This window comes from Pseudoalteromonas sp. JB197, assembly GCF_002332205.1.
Taxonomy (GTDB): Bacteria; Pseudomonadota; Gammaproteobacteria; order Enterobacterales; family Alteromonadaceae; genus Pseudoalteromonas; species Pseudoalteromonas nigrifaciens.
Genome location: NZ_NRGZ01000001.1, coordinates 2,972,705 through 2,999,186 on the forward strand (window position 1 = coordinate 2,972,705; position 26,482 = coordinate 2,999,186).

General features: G+C 39.7%; 23 protein-coding genes. 11 read left to right on the plus strand and 12 right to left on the minus strand.

The window, feature by feature from the left end; all coding sequences use genetic code 11:
* Positions 1–33: 33 nt before the first annotated feature.
* From CIK86_RS13845 to CIK86_RS13875, 7 genes are all read right to left on the minus strand, one after another.
* Complete coding sequence (locus CIK86_RS13845) at positions 34–2,565, minus strand: TonB-dependent receptor (protein ID WP_086993151.1); 2,532 nt, start codon at positions 2,563–2,565, stop codon at positions 34–36.
* 279 nt (positions 2,566–2,844) lie between these two features.
* Complete coding sequence (locus CIK86_RS13850) at positions 2,845–3,690, minus strand: DUF4198 domain-containing protein (RefSeq protein WP_086993150.1); 846 nt, start codon at positions 3,688–3,690, stop codon at positions 2,845–2,847.
* A 34-nt stretch (positions 3,691–3,724) separates the two neighbouring features.
* Positions 3,725–4,234, minus strand: a complete 510-nt coding sequence (locus tag CIK86_RS13855; protein ID WP_086993149.1) for a DUF2271 domain-containing protein — start codon at positions 4,232–4,234, stop codon at positions 3,725–3,727.
* Positions 4,234–4,866, minus strand: a complete 633-nt coding sequence (locus CIK86_RS13860) for a PepSY-associated TM helix domain-containing protein (RefSeq protein ID WP_086993148.1) — start codon at positions 4,864–4,866, stop codon at positions 4,234–4,236. Before CIK86_RS13860 ends, CIK86_RS13855 begins: the two co-directional genes overlap by 1 nt.
* 127 nt (positions 4,867–4,993) lie before the next feature.
* The gene (locus CIK86_RS13865) at positions 4,994–5,389 is read right to left on the minus strand and encodes a YbaN family protein (RefSeq protein WP_041454623.1); all 396 of its coding nucleotides are present in this window, start codon (positions 5,387–5,389) and stop codon (positions 4,994–4,996) included.
* Positions 5,390–5,573: 184 nt separating this feature from the next.
* Entirely contained in the window at positions 5,574–6,935 is a 1,362-nt protein-coding gene (locus CIK86_RS13870; RefSeq protein ID WP_086993147.1) for a porin, read from the minus strand.
* Positions 6,936–6,997: 62 nt separating this feature from the next.
* Positions 6,998–7,477 carry a MarR family transcriptional regulator gene (locus CIK86_RS13875; RefSeq protein ID WP_011329592.1) on the minus strand — a complete coding sequence of 160 codons (480 nt, stop codon included), beginning with the start codon at positions 7,475–7,477 and terminating at the stop codon, positions 6,998–7,000.
* A 451-nt stretch (positions 7,478–7,928) separates the two neighbouring features.
* On the opposite strand from CIK86_RS13875, the gene CIK86_RS13880 reads away from it, so the two are divergent.
* Genes CIK86_RS13880 through CIK86_RS13890 form a run of 3 tightly spaced genes read left to right on the plus strand, consistent with a single transcriptional unit; the run spans position 7,929 to position 10,889 of the window.
* The gene (locus CIK86_RS13880; protein ID WP_011329591.1) at positions 7,929–8,783 is read left to right on the plus strand and encodes a D-hexose-6-phosphate mutarotase; all 855 of its coding nucleotides are present in this window, start codon (positions 7,929–7,931) and stop codon (positions 8,781–8,783) included.
* Between the two features lie 44 nt (positions 8,784–8,827).
* Positions 8,828–9,361, plus strand: a complete 534-nt coding sequence (locus tag CIK86_RS13885) for a PH domain-containing protein (protein WP_086993164.1) — start codon at positions 8,828–8,830, stop codon at positions 9,359–9,361.
* Positions 9,354–10,889 (plus strand): PH domain-containing protein, encoded by a 1,536-nt coding sequence (locus CIK86_RS13890; protein ID WP_086993146.1) that lies wholly within the window; start codon positions 9,354–9,356, stop codon positions 10,887–10,889. Before CIK86_RS13885 ends, CIK86_RS13890 begins: the two co-directional genes overlap by 8 nt.
* 116 nt (positions 10,890–11,005) lie before the next feature.
* On the opposite strand, the gene CIK86_RS13895 is transcribed toward CIK86_RS13890, so the two are convergent.
* A complete protein-coding gene (locus CIK86_RS13895; protein ID WP_086993145.1) occupies positions 11,006–12,139 on the minus strand; it encodes a PepSY-associated TM helix domain-containing protein in 1,134 nt (377 codons plus the stop codon).
* 283 nt (positions 12,140–12,422) lie between these two features.
* On the opposite strand from CIK86_RS13895, the gene CIK86_RS13900 reads away from it, so the two are divergent.
* The 6 genes from CIK86_RS13900 to CIK86_RS13925 all read left to right on the plus strand — a co-directional run bounded on the left by CIK86_RS13900 (position 12,423) and on the right by CIK86_RS13925 (position 21,712).
* Entirely contained in the window at positions 12,423–13,037 is a 615-nt protein-coding gene (locus tag CIK86_RS13900; RefSeq protein WP_086993144.1) for a PQ-loop domain-containing transporter, read from the plus strand.
* Between the two features lie 73 nt (positions 13,038–13,110).
* The gene (locus CIK86_RS13905) at positions 13,111–13,899 is read left to right on the plus strand and encodes a PhzF family phenazine biosynthesis protein (RefSeq protein ID WP_086993143.1); all 789 of its coding nucleotides are present in this window, start codon (positions 13,111–13,113) and stop codon (positions 13,897–13,899) included.
* 346 nt (positions 13,900–14,245) lie between these two features.
* Positions 14,246–15,430: an efflux RND transporter periplasmic adaptor subunit gene (locus CIK86_RS13910; RefSeq protein WP_011329583.1), complete on the plus strand. Its 1,185-nt coding sequence runs from the start codon at positions 14,246–14,248 to the stop codon at positions 15,428–15,430.
* Between the two features lie 10 nt (positions 15,431–15,440).
* A complete protein-coding gene (locus CIK86_RS13915) occupies positions 15,441–18,554 on the plus strand; it encodes an efflux RND transporter permease subunit (protein ID WP_086993142.1) in 3,114 nt (1,037 codons plus the stop codon).
* A gap of 278 nt (positions 18,555–18,832) precedes the next feature.
* Positions 18,833–19,399 carry a chitin-binding protein gene (locus tag CIK86_RS13920; RefSeq protein ID WP_086993163.1) on the plus strand — a complete coding sequence of 189 codons (567 nt, stop codon included), beginning with the start codon at positions 18,833–18,835 and terminating at the stop codon, positions 19,397–19,399.
* Between the two features lie 234 nt (positions 19,400–19,633).
* Positions 19,634–21,712 carry a S9 family peptidase gene (locus CIK86_RS13925; protein WP_086993141.1) on the plus strand — a complete coding sequence of 693 codons (2,079 nt, stop codon included), beginning with the start codon at positions 19,634–19,636 and terminating at the stop codon, positions 21,710–21,712.
* Positions 21,713–21,816: 104 nt separating this feature from the next.
* Here the strand turns inward: CIK86_RS13925 and CIK86_RS13930 are convergent, their stop codons facing one another.
* Positions 21,817–22,290 carry a Dps family protein gene (locus CIK86_RS13930; RefSeq protein WP_011329579.1) on the minus strand — a complete coding sequence of 158 codons (474 nt, stop codon included), beginning with the start codon at positions 22,288–22,290 and terminating at the stop codon, positions 21,817–21,819.
* A gap of 340 nt (positions 22,291–22,630) precedes the next feature.
* On the opposite strand from CIK86_RS13930, the gene CIK86_RS13935 reads away from it, so the two are divergent.
* Positions 22,631–22,840, plus strand: coding sequence for a hypothetical protein (locus CIK86_RS13935; RefSeq protein ID WP_011329578.1), 210 nt, complete (start codon positions 22,631–22,633; stop codon positions 22,838–22,840).
* Here the strand turns inward: CIK86_RS13935 and CIK86_RS13940 are convergent.
* A complete protein-coding gene (locus CIK86_RS13940) occupies positions 22,837–23,442 on the minus strand; it encodes an alpha/beta hydrolase (RefSeq protein ID WP_086993140.1) in 606 nt (201 codons plus the stop codon). The genes CIK86_RS13935 and CIK86_RS13940 overlap by 4 nt on opposite strands.
* 21 nt (positions 23,443–23,463) lie before the next feature.
* Positions 23,464–24,000: a YaeQ family protein gene (locus CIK86_RS13945; protein ID WP_058374423.1), complete on the minus strand. Its 537-nt coding sequence runs from the start codon at positions 23,998–24,000 to the stop codon at positions 23,464–23,466.
* Positions 24,001–24,713: 713 nt separating this feature from the next.
* On the opposite strand from CIK86_RS13945, the gene CIK86_RS13950 reads away from it, so the two are divergent.
* Positions 24,714–25,919 (plus strand): tyrosine-type recombinase/integrase, encoded by a 1,206-nt coding sequence (locus tag CIK86_RS13950; protein WP_086993162.1) that lies wholly within the window; start codon positions 24,714–24,716, stop codon positions 25,917–25,919.
* Here CIK86_RS13950 and CIK86_RS13955 read toward each other — a convergent pair.
* Positions 25,912–26,355 (minus strand): hypothetical protein, encoded by a 444-nt coding sequence (locus CIK86_RS13955; protein WP_096317102.1) that lies wholly within the window; start codon positions 26,353–26,355, stop codon positions 25,912–25,914. The genes CIK86_RS13950 and CIK86_RS13955 overlap by 8 nt on opposite strands.
* Positions 26,356–26,482: the final 127 nt, after the last annotated feature.

Below are 26,482 nucleotides of genomic sequence, written 5' to 3' on the forward strand. Positions count from 1 at the left end.
TTTATAACTTTCAACTTTTAGCTAGCACTTTTATTAAAAGCGGTAAGTAATATTACCGTATAAAAAGCGGCCATCTAAACTGTATGGCACGTAGGGGGTGTACGGGAATATTTGACCAAAGTTAGAGTAACCAATGTTATCTACAGTTGCTTGTGGGTACTGATCAAACAGGTTGTTAGCGCCTACGGCAAATTTCCATTCATCGTTAGGGCTATAAGCCACTTCAAGATCGGTTATCCATTTTGCATCTAGGTATTCATCTCGGTCGCTGCTTGTAGAAATATCAGCAACTTCGCCATAGCGCGTGGCACGCAGTGTAGTTTGCCATTCGTTAAAGCTCCAAACAGCCGATAAGTTTAGTTTGCTATCTGGTGTGCCTTCTTCAAAACGGCCCACTTCACGCCGAGCAAATACAACATAGTCATCACCTAACGAATTGAGTTCTTCAGGGTTGTCGTCTATATGGGTGACTTTAGTGTCGTTAAAGTTAACCGCTGCGTTTAAGCGTACGTCGCCTAGGTTATCTAGTTCCAGTAAATAAGTTGCAACTATGTCTACACCTTGCGTACGTGAGTCTATTGCATTGGTAAAGTAGCGTACGCTTTCGGTGTTTAGCTCACCAGCGTTTGCTAAAATTTGCGCAACTGCTGCACCGGCTAGGTTTTCAGAGAGTACAATCCGGTCATCAATATCAATACGATATGCATCAACCGTTAGGCTAAAATTACCTTGAGTGTAGACAAAGCCAGCGGTTAAGTTTACAGAGTCTTCAGCGTCTAGTTTTTTAGCGCCTAATGCTTGTGCTGCTGGAGAGTCACTTGGAAATAAACCTACTTCAAACGCTTGATTGTTTTCAAGTATGGTTGATATTTGACGATACGAGCTTTGTGCTAGCGATGGCGCGCGAAAGCCGGTACTTGCTGCACCACGTAACGATAAGTTATCAGTAATACTGTAACGCGTTGCTATTTTTGAGGTGAATGTGTCGCCAAAGTCGCTGTAATCTTCATAACGGCTGGCTAAAACCACATTCCACTTTTCTGTTAGGTAGGTATCAAATTCAACAAAAAGTGCTACGTTGTGGCGGCTTTCGTCGGTAACACTTTGCGGACCAAAACCAGATAGTACCTGTGCACCACCTGCTGCAATTGGGTTGCCGTTACTATCAAGCGCGGTAATATAAGAAGCTTCTTCGCCTTGTTCTATTTTGTAGCTTTCGTGGCGGTATTCAGCACCTATAGTAAAAAATACGTCATCTGGTAAACCTAAATCAAATGCTGTGCTGGCATCTCCATTAACAATAAATTGGTCATAAACCAATGCGCCGTTATCAAATTCGGTTTGGCTGGTGGCACCTAAAGATGTATTTAAGCTATTTACTACGCCTAATGCAAAGTCGTTGCGGCCGTAGTTGGTACTTACATCCCATGTCCAGTCGCCTGTTTCACCTTGTAAACCAAGAGCGAGAGAGTAATCTTCTACGTCGGTTTCAATTTGCGGCAAAAAGCCATTAGGGTAAACGTCTAAAATGTTATTTTTATCTACAGCTCGGCGATAAAAACCACCTGAATTACCTTCGCGTTTTGAGTAACTACCAAACGAGTATAGGTTTAAGCCATTATCTAAATCGTAACTCATGTTGTAAAACAGTGCATAGTCTTCAAGCTCTGCTTTACCAAAGCGGTGGTTGTAACGGTCGATAGTAAACTCGCGTGGATCTAGGCTACCATCATCAAGGCGGCTATATTGCTCGCGAGGGTCAAAACCAGAGCGCTGGGTAGAGTCGTTATCACGATATTCAATAGACACGTTTACAAAACCGTTATCAGCTAACGAAAAACCAGAATTAGCACTAATAGTACGCGTTGCGCCATCGCTCATTTTACGATCGTCGCCAGTATTAAATGCTAAGTTGCCGTTTGCATCTGCGTACACGCTTTCAAGCTGAGGTACTCCGGCCATTTGAGTATCATATTGTCCGTAAGTTACGCTTACACTGCCGCCCTGCGCTGCATCTTTAAGAATTATATTAATAACCCCTGCAATAGCATCTGAGCCGTATTGCGCTGCGGCACCGTCGCGTAATACTTCTACGCGCTTAATTGCTGAAGTTGGAATCATGTTTAAATCAACAGCAGTAGAGCCACGGCCAACTACGCCAGCTAAGTTTAATAGCGCACCTGAATGACGACGCTTACCATTAATAAGCACTAGGGTGTGATCGGGGGCTAAACCACGCAAAACTGCAGGTTTAGCATGGTCTGTACCATCGCCCATTGTTGCGCTTGGGTAGTTAAAGCTTGGCACTTGGTTTGCAAGTACTTGGCTGATTTCAAGCTGACCCGTACTTTGCATATCACCGCTGGTAATAATATCTACAGGTACAGTACTTTCGGCAATACTACGTAAACTTCTACGTGTACCAGTAACCGAAATGACTTCAATACTTTCTTGAGCTTGTGTGTCTTGCTCAGCAGCAAACGCTGGTGAATAAGACGCGCTAAGCGCAGAGGTAACGGCCAGACTAAGTGCTACTTTTTTGGCTGATAATTGCTTTAACATGATGTTGATTCCCTTAAGGGCTGCTGACTATTGATTTTTAGAAGGAGCGCATCATATAGAAGCGGCTACCCTAGTGCAAAGATAAAAACTATCTAAGATATTCTAAGTTGTTAACACATAAGGCCAGTGTTTACGAACGATAGAGACGTTTGGATCGTTTCAGTTGCAATCTTGTGTCGAATGGTTGCGAATTCAAGGGGGAGCGTGGATAAAAGTTATTAAAAAGTAAAAAGGCCAAGCAAGTGCTCAGCCTTTATAAGGTGCTAACCTACGTGAATAAAATTATTCAGGCGCAACTTCAAGTGTTGTGAATAAAGCATAACGGCCAGCGTCTACGCCTTCTTCGTTTACTTCAACATCGTTAGATGTTTCTATTAGGTATAAGCCAGGCTCTTTCCACGTAGTTGTGAACATACCATTTTTATCGGTAGTTACTTTTACTTCGCCACGCTCGTTACGGTAACGAGTGTCACCTTTTAAAATACTTACTTCAATGCCTTCACCAGCAGATTTACCATCTTGTAGTAATTGAAAACGTGCTTGCTCACCTACAAATAAATCGTTTGGATGCGTTGGACCGCTAAGCTCTAAGCCTAAACCTAACTGTGCAGGCTTTGAGGTGCCATTTCGGCTTACAAATGTATCTACTGTTGAAACAACCTTCGTTGTAGTTACATCTTTTGCATTGCTAGGTAACTCGGCGTCTGTTTTTTTACCAAATACGCGCTTGCGCTTACCTTCTTCGTTTTTATAGAAGGTCATGTACATTGGCTTTTGGGTCATTGCAATATGGTAAGTGCCTTGCTCTGTTAAGCTTACTGCAGCTGAGCTTTTACGCTTTAAGTAATAAGCACGAATGGTGTCGCTTACTGGCTCACCATTAGGCGCAAGTGCCATTAATAATGTGTCGTCGTACTCGGCGCCTTTTTCTTTAGGTTTAAAGGCTTTGTCTGGTGCAAAAATTTCGTTTGAAATACTTGCGTCAATCATTACGTAATGCGCTTTATCGCCTGATAAAGATGTATGCGAAGGTAGTAACCAACGTCCGTGTGCACTTGCTGAAGTTGACACTAAAGCAGATAAGCTCAATGCGCCGATTAATGCCGTTTTTAATAAATTAATTTTCATTGTATTTCCTTAAATTCAAATGATTAAGTAGCAGCTACTTAGTGCTTACAGTGACGAAGCTTTTAGAAAGCTCGTTTTTACCATCAATTGTTAGTTTGCCTGATTTAGTTAAATCAAGCTCAACGCGGGTGTAGTCTCTGCCGCCTTCTTCGCGTACAACTTCAATATTTAGTAAGTATTTACCTGGTTTTACTGGGTTACCGTCTAAATCATTACCTTGCCAATTTATGGTGTAAGTACCTGCGCGTTTTGTTGCGCCGCTAATGCCGTCAAAGTTGGCATCGCTTTTACCGGCTTTACGCCACCATTGGCGTAAGTCTTTAAACCATTCTGCTTTTTGCACCCAAAGTGCAAGCGTTGTAACGTGTTTGCGCTCTGGTGTTTCAAGCCAAACTGCAACGTATGGGCGGTGATACGGTTGTACTTCTAAGTCAGGAAGCGTTAATTCAACCTCTAGCTGTGGTGTTTTTGCATGCGCCGTTGTTTGAAAAAACGCAGCTACGAGCAGTAATGCGGCGCTTATAAATAATTTAAATTTAACCATTAAGACACTCCTTTTATTTGTGGAACCCAACATAAATAAATAACCAGTGGAGTTGCCACTCCTAGTACGGTTATCCATATTCCTGCTAAGCGTTTTTTTCTATTTTGAAACAAAATAATCATGCCGGTGATGGCAAATAAAATCATTAGTACGGCAGATATATCAATTACCCAACTCCATACTTCACCGCTGTGGCGGCCTTTATGTAAGTCGCCAATAAGGCTTAAAAAGCCACCTGTTTGGTAATCAAGGTTTAGTGTGCCACTTATAAAGTCGAGCTCGGCGTAGGCAAACCCCGCGGGTAATGGGTAGTCGAGCATTACCAGTGCGTCCTTTTTTTCCCATTCAATGCTTTTTACGTTAGTGAGCGCATATTGCTTGGCTAAGTAAGCTTCTATTTCGGGGTAGAGTGTAGGTAAGGTACTTAACTGCGCATTTGCTTTGGCAGCCAATGCACTTGGAATTGGAGTTGATATTTGGCCATTATTTTTATCATTTTTAAGCCAGTCAACATGGTTAAGTACTATGCCGCTAACACAAAATAAAATAAGCAAAAAAAATAGCGCTGTAGAAATATAAATGTGTAAAGCCCGGCTGGTGCTATATAAAGCTCGTTTGTTAATAAACGCCATAATAACTGTAAACTAATTAATATTTACCACATGATAATGATTTGTATTAGCCATTACAAATATACTTACTAAACTTTACATTAAGTTTTTATAAACAGCGGGTATTTACGTTGTTAAAGCGGGATATTCAACTTTTTGGTATGGAAGAGGGTCTTAAAATTAAATAAATCATTACAGCCACTTCAATTATGGCAACTAAAAAAATAACCCAAACAGCAGGAGATGAAGCCAGTAAAAATATAAAACCAACCAGCATACCCAAAGCGGCGCAATATTTGGCTTTAACAGGCACTACTTTATGTGCTTGCCACTGGTGCAGGGTAGTGCCGTATCGTGGATGATTTAAAAGCCAATGCTCAAGTGCAGGCGATGAGCGAGTAAAGCAGGCCAGAGCTAAAATAAAAAAGATGGTGGTGGGCATAACCGGCAGTACTATACCTATAATTCCAAGTACAACTAGCATTAAGCCAAGTACTTTAAACCATACCTTTTTGTAATATATATAGGTTGTTTTTATATTCACTTAGGTTAGTTTTATTAAATTATAGTTAGTTTGATTATAGAGTAATTAATGCCGAAATTTAAGCGCAATTGCAGTTACTTAATACGTGGGCATAAAGGAATAAATAAAATTAGCGCAGCAAAAAGGGCAAACAAAGTTGCCCTTTATAAGTAACTAATTAACTAGCTAATTAACCTTGCTTGGCTTAAAAGTAATAACCAAGGTTAATATTAAAGCGGCTTTCTGTTTCGCCGTTACCCGCGATAGAACCGCCTACAAATGGCTGATTACGCGCATGTACATAATCGATGTAAGTAAATAGTCCACCGGCGGCAACCGATACACCCGTTACGTTCATCCAGGTATTTGCGCTGTTGTCTGATTTATTGTAAATAATACCGTAGTCGTTATAAAACTGTAGGTTGCTTACCGGTCCCCACTGTACTGGTACGCTATATGCTACGTTAAAGGTGCTGGTAGTAGCATCGGCGGCAATTGAATCATAAAACCCGTATGCGCCTACAGCCATGCGATCTATATTATCAACATTGTAGTTATACTCACCGTGTTGTAGTTGAATATTCCAGTTATTAATATGGCTATTTAAGTGCAGTGCCCAAGCATTGTAATCACCCGCACGATCGGTCCCATCATGTAAGCCACCCGCAAGTGCTGAAATACCTACTTCAGTAGTTATGCCTTCGCCGTGTTCAAAATGGTATGCAAAACGACCGGTAAAGGTGTTGTATTCGCCAAGAGGGCTTCCACCAATAATGCTAGGGTCAGCAGTTGGGTCTGCTTTTGTTGCAGGGTCTGCGTAAATACCTTCACCGGCACTGCGGCTTCCAACAATATCGTACGAATAACGATGGCTACGATCTTCTACATAACCGTCAACACCACCAAGTTCATCATTTTTGAAAAAGCCAAGGTCTAGTTGCCAGTTATCGCTAACTTTACGTTTAAACATAATACCTAGATCGTGATCATCCTCTAGGCCAATATAATAGTTAGTACTAAAAAAGTAATTATGTGAGTTATACGGGTCGTTACCAAATGGTACTTTAGTAATACCTGCTTGTACTTGCCACTCATCATTAAGTTGATAACCAGCCCACGCCGACTTTATAACGGTCATGTAATCAAAAAAGCGAATTTCACCGCCTAAAAGTACACCACCAACTTCACCTGAGAGGTTTAAACGAAAAATATCAAAATCAAAGTCACCAAGGCGGTCTTCATTACCTTCACTATACGAGGTAACACTGTAGTTAGTACGAATAGCACCACCTACGGTTATACCAGCAGATTCTTTCTCTTCAGCTTTAGTGGCAGCAACCACAGTTGTTTGTTCCGCTTTTTTACTTATTTGAGCAACTTGTTGTTCGTGTTGCTCATTAATTTTCTGTTGTTTGGTTTTTTCAGCTGCTAATTGCTGCTCTAGCATCTGCATTTGCTGTTTAAGTTGCTTAAGCTGAGTTTGAAGCGTGTCTAGATCTGCGGCGAATACATTGCTCGACGCACCAGCTAGCATGAGGGCAAGTGTTAATTTCGAAAGTTTAGTCATAAATTGCTGCTCAAATTTTGATTGAAAATTTAAGATGTAAAAGCACATCCTGTGTAAATTTATTATTTAGGAGCTTGAGTAAGCGCACCCACTTCTAACAGAGGCGATGCATCAAGTTTATCTGCATCCATCATTGCGGCAATGCGCTGCATTGACGACAGTAATAGGCTCTGCTCCCACTCTGCAAGTGCCGAAAACTTAGCAATAAAATGCTCTTGTAGTGGTTGCGGTGCTTTATCAAGTAACTCCTTTCCTTTATCGGTGAGGTATAAACTCACTCGACGCTTATCCATTTGGCTACGTACCCGAGTTACTAAGTCTCTACCTTCTATCCTATCAAGAATATTAGTAACGGTTGCCGGGCTTAAATTTACATTTTGAGCTATACGGCTTGCTGTTATCCCATCTGTATGGGAAACCTCTTGCATTATAAGCAGTTGTGGCCCAGTTAAGCCTGAAGTTTTATTCAGTTGCTTAGAGTGTAAATCGATCGCACGAATCACTTTACGTAAAGAAACCAATAACTCGTTATGTTTTTGCATTTAGCTAATCTCGTTAAAAGGGCGCAATGGTTTGCCATAATCGCGAAATGTTACACATCAAGTAAATTGAATTCAAATGATATATTGCATTTTAGCCTGCTTTTTGTGGTTTTTATTAGTTTGAGCAGTAATTAAAATTTGTGTTTTTTAATTTTTAATCTATGTCTGTAGTGTTTTATTCGCTAATGGCTGTAGTATACCTTTAAGCCTTTAGAGTATAGATAATGAGTTTTTTTTATCAATTTATAAGTATTGCTAATTTGTTGCAGATGACATTTATAAATAAGTATTAGTACAAAGTAATTATTTATAAATACTTTGCAGGTATTACCGAATGAAAATAAAGCGATCGATATTTAAATTATTTCGCTTATTATGTAGATGATTTATAAGCTTACTTGACTATTTAGGTGCACATTTAACACTACGTGCCAGCATTATAGGAAATAATATGAAGTTATCACCTTCCGTTAGTATTTGTCATACTGATACCGGTTTAGAATTTATTAATATAAATAGCAGCCATTGCGATGCAAAAATATTTTTGCAAGGCGGGCAAATTACCGAGTTTACCCCAAAAGGTAAGCAGCCATTGTTATGGGTATCTCAAGAAGAAACATTCCAAGAAAATGCCAGTATTCGCGGCGGTATCCCAATTTGTTGGCCTTGGTTTGGAGCACACGATAACAGCGATTTTCCGGCGCATGGTTTTGCTCGAACGAGTTTGTGGCAGGCCGATGAAGTGCATGAAACCGAATACGAAGTTATTGTTAGCCTCAAATTACCCATGAAACTAGTTAATCTTGATTATTGGCCGCATCAATCAAGCTTACGAGTTGAGTTTGTACTAAACGAGCAGTTACAAGTGCGCTTAACAACCACAAATTTAAGCAATACACCGTTTAGCTTTTCGCAAGCGCTGCATACTTATTTTCCAACATCAGATATTAACAATACCAGCGTTGATGGTTTGCAAGGTGCGCAATATACTGAATTTGGCGAAGCTCCAGTAATGCAAAGTGATGTGGTTAGTTTTGCCCGCGAAACCGACATGGTTTATACCCAAGCAGCGCCAGTGCAAACCATTAATACTCCCGAGGGTATAATTAGTGTGGGCCGAGAAAATTCCAGCTCTTGCGTATTGTGGAATCCATGGATAGAAAAATCAAAGCGTTTATCTAACTTTGCTAATACTGAATATAACAACATGCTTTGCCTTGAAGCAGCCAACGTATTAAATGATGCCGTTACGCTCGCGCCAAAACAAAGCCATACCTTAATTACCATCATTAAATGGCTGAGTTGAGCCTTGTATTTATATAAGTAATAGTGAGTTTAAACAATAATATGGTGTTTAATAATCAACAAATAACCAACTTACCACAACATAGTAATATTGAGTTTAAGCCATTGGCGGCTAACGCTTTGCTGCATGTGCAACTTAATTGGCTGGCGTTTTATATTCCTTTAATAACCGGCTTAGTGGTGGCGTGTTACTTAAATGCTGCTTTTGCTAATCTAGCGCAAACGTATTTGTTGATTGGCATGCCAATAATTATCATATTATCAATGTTTTATAATGTAGTGAGCATAAAGCTGCAAGGGGTAGCAATGCGCACCCACGATATCGCGTTTAAAAAGGGAATTATTTGGCAGCAAATAGTTATTTTGCCGCTAGCGCGAGTACAGCATATTGAGGTGCACCGCGGGCCAATTGAGCGCAAACTCGGCTTAGCGAGTTTAAAGCTATACAGCGCTGGTGGCATGAGCGCCGACCTGCAAATTAGCGGCTTAACTCACGACGATTGTAAAAATATGCGCCAGTTTGTACAAAACTACCGCAACGACGATAACATCGCACAAGTAACCCCTGCAGATGAGTAACGCTGGTAGCGCAAGTAGTTTACATTGGCAAGCTGTATCGCCTTGGGCGTTAGTGTATTTTGTTGTCCATTTTATGGTGCGAGTTATAAGAGATGGCATATTTAATTTGCTACCTATTACGATTGTGTTTGTAACTCAAGTTGAAAACAAACTATTTTGGGGACAAATTGCCGGAGCCGTCGCGCTTGTTGCTTTGCTTATTTACTCTTTTTTATATTATAAAAGCTTTCGTTTTTGTATTTCTGAAGAACACGAAATTTTACTCAAAAAAGGCGTATTTAAAAAAGAGCGTTTAACCCTTAAATTTGCTCGCGTACAAAACGTAAATATTGCTGAGCCGTTTTATTTTACCCCTATTAACTTAGTAAATTGTATTTTTGATGCCGCAGGTAGCGTAGCGCAAGAAGTGGTACTGCCGGGAATAACCAAAGAACACGCACAACAAATGCGTAAACAAATTTTTGCTTACAAAGCCCAGCAGCAAGATACTGTAACTGACAATGTAGATCACCAAGTAACAGCACAAAGTAGTCTATTTATTAGCAATAAAGAAATTGCTAAGTTTGGTTTAATATCAAATATGGCTATTTTAGCCTTTGCAGCTATTGCGCCATTTATAAATGTTGTTATCGATTTTTTAGAGCAAAAGCTGATTGCTAAAATGGAGGGCTTTTACCAGCAAGAGCTAGGTATAGTGGCCAATGCTGCCATGTTTGCGGTGATCACCTTAATTGTTTTGTTGGTTATTATTGCGGTGTTGTTATCGGTTGGCATGTCGTTGATTCGGTTTTATAACTACGAGCTGTATTTTAAAGGACAAAAGTTTAAACGCATTGCTGGCTTATTAGAGCGCCATCAGTTATCTATGAGCTTAGATAAGGTGCAATCAATTGTTATAAAACAAAACTTAGTTGCCCGACTATTAAAACGCTTTACCGTTGAATGCTTGCAAGCGAGCAGTGGTGGTATGGTAGCAGGCGTTGCTGCTAAAAATAATAAACAAACCTTGCTCTTACCGGTATTAAACGCGGCACAAGTAAACAGTGTTTGCCAATGGATTTATCCTTGGTTTAATAGCAAAAACCTCGCATTTACAGGCGCAGAGCGCGCACTACTATATAAAAACTTAGTTTTTTATGCGCTTTTACCGAGCATATTAGTATTTGTTTTTTGCTTAGTAGCTGAGTTTAATATGTGGCTTAGTTTAGGTGTATTTGTTGCATTTGCTGGTTTAGTTACCTTGTCGTATCAGCGTTATGGCTATTACTTACATGAAGATAATGGCCGGTATTATATGGTGGTGCGCAAAGGCTTGATTGGCGTACATTATCGGGTGTTTGAACTGTATAAAACACAAAGTGCTCGTAGTATAAGTACCTACTTAATGCGTCGCTCAGGGTTAAAAAGTGTGTATATACAACTCGCCTCAGGTTACGCTTTTATGCCCTATATAAAGCAGCAAGATGCTGACTTTATAATTGATTTTATACTTATGCAGGTTGAATCTGATCCCCGTAGCTGGATGTAACTTCACTAAAAGCATGTGTAATTTGTAGTTAACTGCGCTTTGGCTAAGTTATTTCTCCATTTGTAGATACAGTAACTTAGCCTGATATACAGCGAGTTTTTGGTTGTGGGGTGTAATTAAGAGTTTGCTGCGCGACGTTTATTTAAACGGTTTTGTCGTGACTGCTTTTTACGTGCACGGCGGGTAAACCATAAATAAAAGCCAGTACCTGCAAGCCATACAGGGCTTAAGCCAATAACAGCCCACAGCACCTTACTTACAAGCCCTGCAAAGTAGCCAAAGTGGAGCTTTCTAAAGCTATCAATTACTTGCCAGCCAATTCCTACTTCGCGAATATCCCAGTTAGCCATGTGCTCGCCAGTTAGCTTACTGTAAGTAATTGTATTGGCGTATTCACTAGCCAGCGGATTGGTTGTGCTTACTTCACCAAATAAGGTAATGTTTTCGTCTGGCTCTAATGGCAAAACTAAAAAAGTACCGTTAAAAGTAGAGATTTGTTTTTTGCTGTCATCGAGTATTTGCTGCAACGAAATGTCGTGACTGTATAAGGGGTTGGTTAGTACATAATGCTCTTCTTGTGCGTGTTCTATCACTTCATGATACCACACAGCCCAGTTAAAGTAGCCGCCAGTAATGGCTAAAATAATAATAATGGGTGAGCCTAACACGCCGGTCATTTTATGAATGTCGCTAAGCACTATTTGTAGTGTTGCACGCCAGCGTACGCTAAATAAGCGTCGCCAAAATTTGCGATAAATAATCAGGCCGCTAATACCCAATACGAGTAAAAACACCGCAAAAAAGAACCCTAATACAGTGCCTGTTTGCCCTGGTAAGTTTTTAAAGTCGTTAAGTAAAAAAGTGTAATGCAGCTCTAAAAACCAATCGGTGAAATAATGGCTGGTGCCCACAGGCTCTGACAAAATATCACCAGTGTATTGGTTTAAATGTAACTTAGCCCATTGCTCTGTACCGCGCTTTATTAAGTAAACCCGATCAGCAGTATCATCGTTAAATATTTCCCAACTAGCTACTATATAATTAGGGTAAGTACGTTCTGTTTTTGCAATTAACTTATCAATAGGCAGTCGTTCAGGGAGTGCCTTTACCACAAAGTGGCTATTTGGCATTAGCAGGCCATCTATTTCGCTTTTAAATACTAAAACACTCCCTGTAATGCTAATAACAATAAGGGGGATGATAGCAATAAGGGCAACCCAGCTATGAATTTTAAACAGTGTTTTTCGCATATATAAAGCAAGAAAAGATGATAAGTATTACGTATGATAACAATTATCAATTGCAATTCAAGTTTTGCAGATGGTTATGCTAAAAACAGCAAAAGCGTGAACTTAAGCTAACGATTTTTGTATAGCTAAGTTGCCAGCTGCTAAAAAAATATTTTCAATTTAGTTGAGTAAAATCTAGTCGCCACTACAATGCCGTCATAAGGTAAAACCCTTTAAAAACATATGTTTATTATATGTTTCTATTTTAATTCCTATTAACACTTACGTAACGAACGAGGTTGCTTTGGCACATTTTCTGCCTGTATTGTCTTCATTTATTTTAGTCTTTAGTTTTTTACCACTGCTAAATAAAATTCGTAAAAATCGCAGCGTGTCGGGTTTATCGCTGTTGATGATGACCTTTGGTGTTGCACAAAGTACGTACTTTATTGCCTTTAATCTGTATTTTGAGCGCTTTTATATGGCGCTGCCATTTGTAGTAACAGGCATATTAAGTGGTTCTATTTTATATTATTTTGCGCGTTATAATGCTGAGCGAAAAGAGCGTATTCAGTTACTGTGTATGTTGGCTTTTTCGCTTATTCCATTTACGTTATTAGCTAACCCAGCACTCGATACAGCTAAGGTACTAACATGGTTAACCTTTGTTGGTTTGGTAATGAGCTCGGTGCGTGTAATGCCACAAACGTATAAAACTATTCGCAGTGGTGATATTAGTAATTTAAGTGCACGTTATTTTAGCTTGCAGTTTGTGGCGGGTATTTGTGGTTTATTTGCCGAGTTTGCTATGGCTACGCAAAGTATTGCGCATATTTTAACGTTTGTAATGATTTTACTCACCAACGCTGCGCAGCTTGGTTGCATTCAATATTATAAAATGCGCCCTAATACAGTATAACGTTTAAAATAGTAGTGATAATTTAATTTAACTGTGGCAGGTTTAAGCTATTCGTAATTATAAAGTTTAAACCATGCAATTAACTATTCATCAAATAGATGCGTTTACTAATGAATTATTTAAAGGCAATTATGCCGCAGTGATCCCCCTAGATACGTGGTTAAGCGACGATTTAATGCTAAAAATTGGCGCAGAAAATAACGTGTCTGAAACCGCTTTCACTTGCCAGCAAAGCGATGGCAGCTTTGCTATTCGCTGGTTCTCACCTTTGATGGAAATTGACTTTTGTGGCCATGCCACACTGGCAGCTGCTTATGTGCTTTGTGAGCAGCATAATTTAGCGCAAGTGCGTTTTTATGCTGCTGCCGTGGGCGAGTTAGTCGTTAATAAAAATAGCGATGGTAGCTTTGCCATGACCTTTCCAAAACAAGCCCCGGTTGCTGTATTAAATACCCCTTCTGCACTGCTAAATGGTTTATCAAAAGCGCCCACAAAAGTGCTAAAAAACCGCCAAGCTTATTTTGTTATTTACGATAATGAGCAAGATGTAACTCAGCTTAAAACCGATTCGCAGTTACTAAAAACGTTATTTCCGCTCGATGTGGTTGCCAGCGCGCCTGGAGATAAATACGATTTTGTGTCTCGCTACTTTTGGCCCGCCAGTGGTGGCGATGAAGATTATGTAACAGGCTCTATTCATACCGGCCTTGCCCCTTATTGGGCGCAGCAATTAACTAAAACAAGGTTACGTGCTTATCAGGCTTCGAGCCGTGGAGGGCAGTTACTATGCGATGTTGGTGATACATATGTAACGATCACAGGGCATGCGGTAAGGTATTTAACCGGCACTATTTTTATTTAGCAAAGCGCTACATACTTTCTAAATTGTGTATAAATAAATCATGCTATTACTCTTGCGCTGCGAATAAAACGTTTTTATTTAAAAATATAATTTTTGAAAGTTAGCACAGGCGACGCAGCCGCCACTATATACTTATTACTTCAAACCGCGCCTCTACTATTCATTCTTGTTTAAAGTTATTGATTTATAAACTTAAAAATTACAGCTTTAATTTCTCTGTAGTATTACTTGTTATTCTTTTTATTAATTGAGAGCTATTTTAGAAATAGTTACTTACAAATGCGTCGTTAATATTTGGTTAAGCTCTGTTATTATGTTGTTAGTGAGTTTTTGAGGTAATTAAGTTATGCAAACAAGAATACTTAAATGGGTTTTTCCTTTTGTTGCACTTGCCATTGGCATAGTGAGCTTTATGGGAATTAACGCTATTGCAGAAGAATCGGCAGAAAAAAAACCAGTAGATACACGCCCTACCGTTAAAGTGGAAAGTGCTTTGGCAAATAATCATCAGGTTATTATTAATAGTTACGGTGAAGTAAAGCCGCTTGAAAATACCCAATTGTCGGCGCAGGTGTCGGGTGAGGTATTAAGTTGGCACCCTAACTTTATTGCCGGTGGTGTAGTTGGCCGTGGCGAAACCCTATTTACTATTGAAAAAGATAATTACCAAGCAGCCGTTTTAATGGCTGAAGCTGAGCTTGCACGCGCACAAGCAGGCTTAATTGAAGAACAAGCACAAGCGCAAGTAGCAGCAGACGAAGCAACACGCTTTCCTGGTAAGGCCCGTACAGATTTATTTTTACGTAAACCACAAGTTTTGAGTGCACAAGCGTCGGTTAAATCGGCGCAAGCTGCCTTAAAGCGTGCGCAACGTGACTTAGAAAATTGCGAAATAACTGCGCCATACGATGCGCTCGTTATTAGTCGTAATATTGGTGTGGGTCAGTTTGTATCTATGGGTTCGCAAGTGGCCGAAATTAATAACATAGAAACCGCAGAGGTGATCATTCCTATTGCCGGCTTTGATAGTATTTTTTTACCAGAGCGAATTAAAGGTATTACTGCAACAGTGATTCAAAAAGGACTAAATAGCTTTACTCGTGAAGCAGTAATAGACCGCGATTTAGGTATTGTAGATAGTGCTACCCGCATGAGTAGTTTAGTGGTGCGAATTGACGACCCTTACGGTTTAAAAAGCAAACAACCAGCAATTAAATTTGGCAGCTACGTACAGGTAAGATTTGCAGGCGCTATGCTCAGTAACATTTACCGTTTACCGCAAGCATTAGTGAATAATCAAACGGTATGGATAGTAAATGAGCAGCAGCAACTTGAGCCGCGCAAAGTAACGGTTATTAGAGAAGAAGGTGAGTTTTTTTATATTAACAGCGGTTTAAATGCAGACGATAAACTCGTTGTTACCTTGCCAGAGTATCCGCAAAAGGGCATGGAAGTAAAAGTGGCTGGTACTAGTACTAACAGCGCAACTGAAAGCTCAGAGACAAGCAACTCTAATACTCAGCAGTTGTAAGGCAGCAAATATGAATGAACCAATAGAGCAAAAACAAACGGGTATTATTGCCTACTTTGCAAAGAATTCGGTAGCTGCCAATTTAATGATGTTTTTTATCATTGTAATGGGGATTATTAGTTACTTTACTATTCAGCGCCAAATGTTTCCTAATGTAGAAATTAACTACATTAATATTGAAGCTAACTATCCAGGTGCATCGCCACAAGAAATAGAAGAAAGCATTCTCATAAAAATTGAGGAGTCGCTTAAGGATGTAACCGAAATTAAAAAAGGCGTGTATCGTGCGTTTCGTAATGGTGGCCGTGCGAGCTTAGAAATAAATACTGACGTTAAACTTACCGACGTGCTCGATAAAGTAAAACTTCGCGTAGATGGTATAGCCACGTTTCCTGGCGGTATGGAGCCGGTAACAATTAGCCAAGTAGAGTTTAGACAAGACGTAATAGGCATGACCTTAGTAGCCGACCTGCCACTGAGCGAGCTTAAGCCAATTGCAAACCAAATAGAGAGTGAGTTATTGCAGCTTTCTAATGTATCGCTAGTTGTTAACGATGTGCCACTTGATGAAATAGCCATTGAAATTGAACCCGATACGCTGCGCCAATATAACTTAACCTTAAGCGATGTAATGAATGCAGTACGCAGATATTCAGCTAACTTTTCGGCAGGGCAGCTAAAAACTGACTCGGGAGTTATTTCGGTACGCGTAGAAAATCAATTTTATAGCGGCGAAGAGTTTCGAAAAATACCGGTAAAAATTGGCGAGTACGGCGCAAAAGTATTATTGCAAGATATTGCCATAATTAAAGACCAATTTACTGAAGGTGAGCGCTACTTTAAGTTTAATGGGCAAAATGCGGTGTACCTTTCGGTTAAAGCAACCCAAGAGCAAAACATGATCCCGGTTGCTGAGTCGGTTAAAGCATTTATAGAACAAAAAAATAATCAGCTGCCGCCCAGTATACGGTTAGAGCCATTAATGGATATGACTTACTATCTAAATGCTCGCCTTGATATGATGAAAGCTAACTTGTTTCAGGGCGCTATTTTAGTGGCAATTATGTTGTCGTTATTTTTGCGTTTTAAACTGGCGTTGTGGGTAATGCTAGGGCTGCCAGTGTGCTTTTTAGGTGCAATGATGATGATGCCGGTATTTGGTATTAGCATTAATATTATTTCGTTGTTTGCGTTTATTATGGTGCTGGGAATAGTGGTGGACGACGCCATAGTCATAGGAGAGAGCGCCTACACCGAAATAGAAAGAAGTGGTGGTGGTGTTGAAAGCGTAGTGCGCGGCGCTAATCGTGTTGCAACGCCTGCGACCTTTGGCGTATTAACCACAATTGCAGTGTTTGCACCATTTACCTTATCGAGCGGCCCAGAAAGCGCGTTTTTTTACGGTATAGCGGTAGTGGTAATGCTGTGCTTAGTATTTAGTTTGGTTGAATCAAAACTAATTTTACCGGCGCATATTGCTCATACGCACTTTGCACCTATTAAAAAAGGCAGTTGGCGCGATCGCTTTAATACCCGTTTTTTTGGCTTTGTAAATGGCCCGTATAAACGCTTTATTGTGCGCTGCGTAGAATGGCGCTGGACGGTGATGTTTGCATTTATAGCAATGCTTATTCTTAGCGTTGGGTTAATTACCTCAAACAAAGTACGTACTGTACCCACCCCTAAAGTACCGCACGACTTTCCACAAATACGCGTAGAAATGAATGACAATGTTTCAGACATACAAACCATTGCAGCTATTCGCGACATTGAAGCTATGGTGCTGCAAGTTGATGAAGCAACCGAGCGTGAATTTGGTAAAAAAATGATCCGCGATATCTTGGTATTTAACCAAGGTAGAACAGAGTCACAGTTATTAGCGCCATTAGTTGATGAAGACTTGCGTCCGTATAACGCCTTTGAGTTATCGCGTCGTTGGCGTGAGGCTATGCCAACCATAGCTGGCGTTAAGTCGTTAACTATTCAAGATGATGCTGGCGGCGGCGGTGCCAACGGTAATGGTGAGTTTGGCTATTTATTGTATGGCTCAGACATAGACACGCTAAATAATGCAGGGCGTCGTTTTATTCAATTACTGCAGCAACAAAAAGGTTTGTTTGATATTAGCTCGACCATTGATCCTGCTAGTAAAGAAGTGCAAATGAGCTTAAAACCGGTTGCTTACGACTTAGGTTTAGATCTTTCGAGTGTTGCCACCCAAGTAGGTGCTAGCTTTTATGGTGGTGAAGCGCAGCGCGTGATCAGAAACGGCGAAGAAGTACGTGTAATGGTTCGTTACCCTAAGCTTACTCGCGAAGCATTTTCATCACTTAAACATGCAGTGATCACCACACCACAAGGGCGTGAGGTATTACTCGGTGATGTAGTTGAGCTAACCGAAACACCAGGCATTAGTTATATTCGCCGTGAAGGAGGCTATCGTACAGTTTATGTATATGGCAGTATCGACGAAGAACAAATAGAGCCAGGTGAAGTAGTTAAACAAGTTAAAGAGAACTTATTACCGCAGCTTAAAGATGAGTTCCCTACAGTTAAATCTGAGCTTGGTGGCGCAATAGAGGAACAACAAGCGCAAGCAAGTGAGCAAATGATGTTTTTTATTGGTGGCATGATCCTCGTTTATATTTTACTGGCTGTGCCATTAAAAAGTTACTCGCAACCGCTTATTGTTATGTCGGTTATTCCGTTTAGCTTAACGGGGGCTATTTGGGGGCATTATTGGTTTGGTTTAGATATTAGTTTAATGTCGGGCTTTGGTTTAATAGCCGCCGCAGGGGTAGTAATAAACGACTCCCTAGTTATGACCGATTATGTAAACCAAGTGCGCCGTAACGGCGTAAGTATTAAAGATGCCGTTATTGAGGCAGGCTGTGCGCGTTTTAGAGCTATATTACTCACCTCAATTACTACCTTTGCAGGGGTATTACCTATTATGTTTGAAACCAGCCTACAAGCTAAATTTGTTACCCCAATGGCAGTAGCCCTGGGCTTTGCTGTCATGTTTGCTACTTTAATAACACTGATTTTAGTACCGTGTTTATATATTATTTTAACGGATATAGGCGCGTTATTTAAACGCCCGTTTAGTAAAAAAAACCACTAAAGCTACAATTTAAAATAGCATTGTTAGTAAGCAGCAAAGTAAAAAGCCAACCGAATTAGGTTGGCTTTTTTGTTTTATATAGAGCTTAAGTATTAGATTTAAATTCTGGTTACATTCTTTTGTTTGATTGTTGCAAGCTTGCGAATTATAATCTTCATCTTATTAATAAACTGAGCTAATATTTAGTTTACATTTGTTTGTTTATTGCTCTAAATGTCTTGGCTGTGTATTTGTGTATTACCAATGCAAGGTTTGGATTTTAAGGTGTTGCTGTGTTTATGCATACGTCATTGGTCTGTGGAAAATGGACACCAATAGGTTGCTTAAATCAGGATGTCCAATTATCTATTGGCGATTCTGTGGTAGTAACCTTTTATGACATGCAAGGAGAGCTAGTCGATTTATCATTTAGTTATGAAGTGACGGTATCTGAGCAGGGAGGGCCTAATGCGTGGCCGCGCCTAATAGCAGAATATATTAATGTGCATGTTCCCTTAGTTAGCGCAGGGCGCATGACCGATACAGGGCTAGTAGTTGCTTATCGTTATAATCAAATATTTGCACTAGAATCAAGCGGTATTTGTAAAGCGGATGTTAGTTTTAATTGTTTGGCTAAACGCAATGTGTCGGTAATAGAAAATAGCGCAGAATACGATAGCGTTTATCCCGCTGGTGGCGATAACTATAATGCGGGCATAAAAGTATTGCAGCCCAAAACAGGGCATATTTATCAGTGTAAAGCATGGCCATTTAGTGAATATTGCCGTGTTAATGGTGAGCAAAGTGCCATGTTTGAACCCGGTGTGGGTAAAAGCTGGGCTATGGCTTGGCAGCAAGTAAAATAAATAGCTTGTATACAGTTTTGAATTGGAATTATTTCTCAAGGTATTTTTCTTAAGATATTCTTCTTGAGGTACTCTCCTCCCAAGGTGCTCTCTTCCCAAGGTATAAAGACAACAATAAAAATTGCAGAAATTTTAGTAATTGTACTTATACCGTTTAGCCCGCTCAGCAATGAGTGGGCTTTTTTATTTTTATGGTAAACTGGCAAATATTGTTATTTTTTAATCGGTTTATTTGTGTCTACTTCTGATTTTTCTTTGGCCTTGCTGCCAAGCTTCCCTATTGCTGAAAAGCAAGCCTATACCCTTAACACACACGATAAAACACGTATCGATAATTACTATTGGATGCGTGATGACGAACGTCAAAATAAAGATGTATTAGCGCATTTACATGCTGAAAACAGCTATTGTGAAGCGCAATTAGCGCCAATGCAGCCATTGCAAAACATTCTTTTTGAAGAGCTAAAGGGCCGTATTGTAAAAGACGACAATACAGTACCGGTTAAAGATGGCAAATACTGGTATCACTCTGAAGTGCGTGGCGATGACGAATATTCTCGTCATTATCGCAGTAGTGATATGAGTACTAGCGATAAGCAAATTTTATTAGATGTAAATAAGCTAGCGGCCGGATTTGAATTTTTTGAGCTAGGCGAAGTAGCACTGAGCCCGTGTGAGCAATTAATGGCGTACTCAGAAGATACTGAAGGGCGTCGTATTTATACCGTGCACTTTAAAAATATAACCACTGACGAAATGCTCACCGATAAGTTAGAAAACACCGAAGGCCAAGTGGTTTGGGCTAACGACAATAAAACGGTTTTTTACGTTAAAAAAGATCTAAAAACATTATTAGGTTACCAAGTATTTAGGCACGTGCTGGGTACAGAGCAAAGCCAAGATGTAATGGTGTACGAAGAGCAAGACAGCAGCTTTTTTATGGGGCTGGGCAAAAGTCGCGACGAAAGCCTTATTATTATTGATTTAGCCAGCACCGAAACTAACGATACTTGGGTACTTGATGCTGACCAGCCAAACGGCGAGTTCAACGCATTAATACCACGCGAAGAAGGCCATGAATTTGACGTTGATAAGCTTGGCGATACTTTTTACATAGTGACGAATTGGCAAGCAAAAAACTTTCGCTTAATGACCGCAACCAGTCAAACCATTGCCGACAAAACCCAGTGGCAGCAGCACACAGCTCATCGCGATGATGTACTGCTTGAAGGTGTTGAATTATTTAACGACTTTTTAGTATTAAGTGAGCGCGAGCAAGGGCAAGCCCGTTTTGTGGTTGTTAATAAACAAGGTGAACGCATGACATTAGCGTTTGAAGATCCTTGCTACTACGCCGCCATAGCAATGAATCCAGAGCCAGAATCACGCAGTGCCCGTATTTACTACTCAAGCTTAACTACGCCTGGCTCGCTATACGATGTTGATTTAACTACAGGCGAAAAAACCTTACTAAAACAACAGCAAATATTAGGAGACTTTAACGCCGATAATTATCAGTCAGAACGCCTAATGATAACTGCACGCGATGGCGTAAAAGTACCTGTATCTGTTGTTTACCGTAAAGAGAGCTTTAAAAAGGACGGTACTAATCCGTTGTTTCAATATGGCTATGGTGCTTATGGCTATACTATTGATCCTAGTTTTTCGAGTACATCATTAAGCTTACTCGATCGCGGCTTTGTGTACGTTATTGCGCATGTGCGCGGCTCAGAAATGTTAGGCAGGCAGTGGTACGAGCAAGGTAAAAAACAACATAAACAAAACAGTTTTAACGACTTTATAGACGTTACTAAAGCGCTGGTTGAGCAAGGTTACGGCGATAAAAATAAAGTATTTGCATCGGGTGGCAGTGCGGGTGGTTTATTAATGGGAGCCGTGGTAAACCAAGCACCTGAGCTTTATTGTGGCGTTGGTTGTCATGTGCCATTTTTAGATGTGTTAACCACTATGTTAGATGAAAGTATTCCGCTAACCACCAACGAATACGACGAGTGGGGTAACCCTAACGATGCGCAATTTTATGATGTAATTGCAGCCTATTCGCCGTACGATAATATTTGCGCGCAAGAGTATCCGCATATGCTAATAACCACAGGGCTGCACGACTCACAGGTACAATATTGGGAGCCGATGAAGTGGGTAGCTAAAATGCGCGAGCTAAAAACCGATAATAATATTTTAGTATTTAAAACCGATATGGATGCCGGACACGGAGGCGCATCTGGGCGTTTTAAAAGCTTAGAAGAAAGAGCGCTCGAAATGGCCTTTTTTATCGCCTTACTAAATAATTAGGCAACAATTAAAAAGTGCACAAATAAAAACATCGCCACTGTAAAGTAGGCGATGTTTTTATTTTATAGCTGCTTAAATACAGCGGTTAATGCATTTAACTTTTATTAATCTAAGTAAGCTTTTAACATCCAAACAAGTTTTTCTTGCTCTGAAATATAATCACTCATTAGCGCGGCTGTACCTTCGTCGTTTGCATCGGCTGCTTGGCTTAAAATTTCGCGCTGCATTTTAATCAACACACTGTAACCTGCAAGTAAGTTCTCTACTGCAGCTACACCGTCGCTAATACCTTTAGCTTCTTTAATTTTACTTACTTCTAGGTAATCTGAAAACGCATGCAGTGGCGCACCATCTAGCGTTAAAATACGCTCAGCAACTTCATCTACTTTTAAAAGCAATAAGTTATAAATTTCTTCAAACTTAATGTGTAGTTCAAAAAAGTTACGGCCTTTAATATTCCAATGAAACCCACGTGCGTTCATGTACTGAATTTGATAGCTGCTCAGTAGCGAGTTTAATGACTTAATAATGTCTTCACTTTTTGCACTGTTTAAACCAATAGCATTTACCTGTGACATAGCTTGTTCCTTAAATAACCGTTAATAACGTTAACTGCTAATGAGTATTGCCTATCATCAGCCGTTAGTAAAATAATTTAAATAGATGGGATTAATAGCTTAAATAAATCGTGTACTTACATTACTTATAAAAATAATAAATAGATCATTAATAGTAATGGGTCGGATTAATTAAAATACCACCCCTGAAGGGAAAATATATTTTCAACACTACAAATCATGATCCAAAACAAGCTTTAAACAAGTTAAGTGCGCCGCTGTCGCATTAATTGATTTAGGTCAAAAATCATTCGACTTGATAACGCATAATAAGGAGGTAGCAATCATTAGGAGAAATAAAGTGAGCACAAAAACAGCTAAACAACATAAAGCTGAATTGATCGTAACGGGTATCGCCGTGGTAGTGTTTTTAATTGGCGTAATAGCGCATTTAGCCAGTGCCAGCTTTGCTAACTTTGATACTTTTGGTTATATAGCCGCACCTATACCACTAGTATTAGGTATTATATTTTTAATTAGTTATAAAATTGCAGCAGCGGCAGAAGATTAATCGTCTTCGTTTAAGCGCTCTAAAATATAATCGAGTACTTGGCGAGAGTAAATCATACTGGTATGGCTTAAATGAAACACTTTATGTTCGGCCATACCTTTGAGCTTGGTTTCATCAAGTAATACAGTGCCATCAGAGCAACTGCCTTTAACAATAAGCGGCATAAGCCCTATGGGTAAATCACCAGCAATACTGTAAAGTTTGGCTTTAAAAGGCCAATTACCGTTTTTAGAAAGTAAAAACTCTACGCTATTTTTTAAAAAAGATTCAAACCCTTTTTGCTGCATTTTTTGCGCAATATGGCTGCCTTTATGTGGGGTGCCTAAAGTAATTACTTTTTCAACATGTTGGCTTGCAGGCGAGTTCGCCTCAAGATACGCACGAGCAACAAGCCCGCCCATAGAATGGCAAACAAAAGCCGAAGGCTGATCGCCTATAAACTCATCTATTTGCGCAAAAATAGCATCGCGATTAGGAGTGAGCGTATTGTAAGTTAGGTTTAACACTTTTACGCCAGAACTTTTTAAGCGAGAGCACAACGGGCGCATCACAAAGCCAGACATATATAAGCCGTGTAAAACAATAACCTGCTTAACCTTCATACGCCCCTCACCTTGGTGTTATCACATTAACTGCTGTGGTTTTATTTCAATATTGGTCGTGTCGGTATTAACCCACATCTCGCCATCTTGAATAGTAATAGCAAGCTTTATATTACGATCAACCAAATTGGCCAAAGCTTGGGTAACACCATAATCTAAACTAAAGATACTAAGGTTTTTAAAATCACGTAATTTAGGCTGCTGTTTTTGCCACCAAATAGCTTGGTTGTTTTCGCCATAAGTGTAAAGCACCACTTTTTTAGCTTTATTACAGGCTTTTTTAAGGCGCTTTTCGTCAGGTAAACCCAGCTCTATCCACAGCTCTATTTCTTCACTGTAGTTTTTATGCCACAGCTCGGGCTCATCGTCAGAACTTAACCCTTTGGTAAATTCTAAACCATCACAGCTATTGAGTGCAAAAGCGAGTAAGCGGATCATCAAACGTTGTTCGGTTTCTGAAGGATGCTGGGCCAAGGTTAAATTAAAATCTTGGTAAACGTGACGGTCCATATCGCTAAGCGACAACTGCACTTTCATAATGGTGGATTTAAGAGCCATAACTACTTATTTGAAAAAATTTGCGCCAGTATAGCGCAATTAAATGAATTGCCTGTGAAAATAGCAAGAAATTTACAATAGTGTTTAACTGCTGCCATATCAATTTACTGAGTAAGATTAATAATTGTTAATTATGTTTTATAGAGGTTGATTGGGTTTTATTCATGGGATTGAATTTTTTGTTTTTAGTTTGTATTGGGCATGAGGTTATTTTATTAGTTGTATACCTTATAGGCTGAAAAATAAAGAAAATTTGCTCAATGTTGCCACATACTTTTTATCCGAGCGTAAATAAGATATTTTTCTATCAAAGCTTAAGCGCGATAGCATGATTAAAATTTCAACGGCTAGTTTATTTTAAGAAGAATTAAATCCTCTTTGTGTAGTAAACTGACACTATTAGCCAAGTACAAAAAGTGTAATTGTACTCTTTAGTACCCCACACAGTACCCCATGGCGTTATGGGTTAGAATAAAAGGTTTGCAAATCAAATGAGTAGAGCAGGAATACAGTGGTTCCCTGGGCACATGCATTAACTTCCGAAATAATCCTGAGTTGTATTTAACCCCGTATAAAAACAATGGTTTATTTTGTTTTTGTTCCGTAGCAGTCCAGCCTCATCTTGTTATTTCCACTATTTTTAATACCCACCTTAGTACCCATGAGGCTGTGTTCTATATATACTAGTCATAATTAGTATTGTGGAGCTTATTATGGCAAGGCCTGTAGTTCGTTTAACGGATAAGAAAATAAAATCAATTACTAGCTCCGACAAAGAGCAAACGCTTTCTGATGGTGGCGGACTTCAATTACGAGTTTTACCTACGGGAACTAAGTCTTGGCAGTTTAAGTTCAAAAATCCAATAACTGCAAAGTTCAACAGAATGCCTCTTGGGATATATCCATCTCTATCACTTGCTAACGCCCGCACTAAAGCAATTGAGTATCGGGAGCTACTAGCGCAAGGTATTAACCCAAAAGAACATGAGTTAGCTAAAAAGAAAGCAGAAAGCCGAAAAGCAGCCAATACATTTTTAACTGCCGCAGAGCTTTGGTTTGAACGAAAACAACCTACTGTGACCGCGCATCACGCAGCTAGAGAGTGGCGAGCGCTTGAAATGTATATATTCCCTAAGATGAAAGATATACCGTTAGAAAGCATTACAGCGATAGGCACAATTGAAATACTCAGGCCACTAGAGTCTGACGGTAAACACTCCACAATTAAGCGTATTTGCCAAAGCTTAAACCAGGTCATGGATTACTCAGTAAACCATGGTTTTATTAATGCCAATCCACTAGCAAAAATCATAAAAGTATTTACTAAAAATACGGTTGAGCACATGGCTACAATAAGGCCTGAAGAGCTTCCTGATTTTTTAACCGCTCTGAATGGCTCACAAACCATCCAGAACAAAACCAAGCTTTTAGCCTTGTGGCAATTGCACACAATGACTCGCTCAAAGGAAGCCGCAGGCACTAAGTGGGCAGACATTAATATAGAAGAAGCTGTATGGGTTATACCTGCTGAAGAAATGAAGCGCAGAAGGACTCATAGAGTGCCTTTAACACCTGCTACCTTAGCAATACTTGAGCAAATGAAGCCCTTAAGTGGCCATCATGAGTATGTTTTCCCAAGTGAACGTAATGAAGATAGCCATGCAAGCACCTACACGGTCAATGCAGTTATAAAGCGAAGCTTAGGCTACAAAGATAAGCTAGTGGCCCATGGACTGCGTTCTGTAGCCTCTACAGCACTTCATGAGAAGGGATACGATAGCCTGTTAGTTGAAGCCTGTTTAGCCCATGCAGATGAAAATGAAACAAGAGCGGCGTATAACCGCTCCGATTATTTAGAGCAGCGAAGGTCAATTATGGGATGGTGGAGTGAATTTATAAATAGTTCGATGTCTAATTAATATTTTGAAGGGGAATAAGCTTATTTAGAACTATCAGTGATATTTCGTGATCAAGTTTACCTTCAGCTTTCATTTTAAGGTAAGTATTTATAATTATCTCAAGTTCGAGGTTTAGAGGTCTACCTTCTTGAGTGGCTGACTGCCTTAGTATTTTAATAGTCTCTTTAGTAAGAGTGTAATTAGTTTGAACTTTTGTTGCGTTTATTTTTCTGTTTTTATATTGTCGCCAAGCTTGCATAGCATTTGCTTTTGCTAATTTTTCAGATGAGTTAGGTAATGAATAGGCAGTTTTTATGCAAGGTACTAGTGGTTTAGTACCGTACAATGTCGTACCTTTTATCTTTCCAAGATAATTTGAAAACCAACTAGCTTTATCGGGTGTTTTATCTTTACACCAATCACACCCTTTCCCATTTGAACATTTTTGAAATTTCACTAAGCATACTTCCAAATAAAACATGATCACTCTAATTTACAGTATAATTTACCAGCATACCAGCATATGTTGCTAGTATATGTTGCTAGTATGTGTTACTAGTATTGAAAGTGGTTTTTGTGGCCGT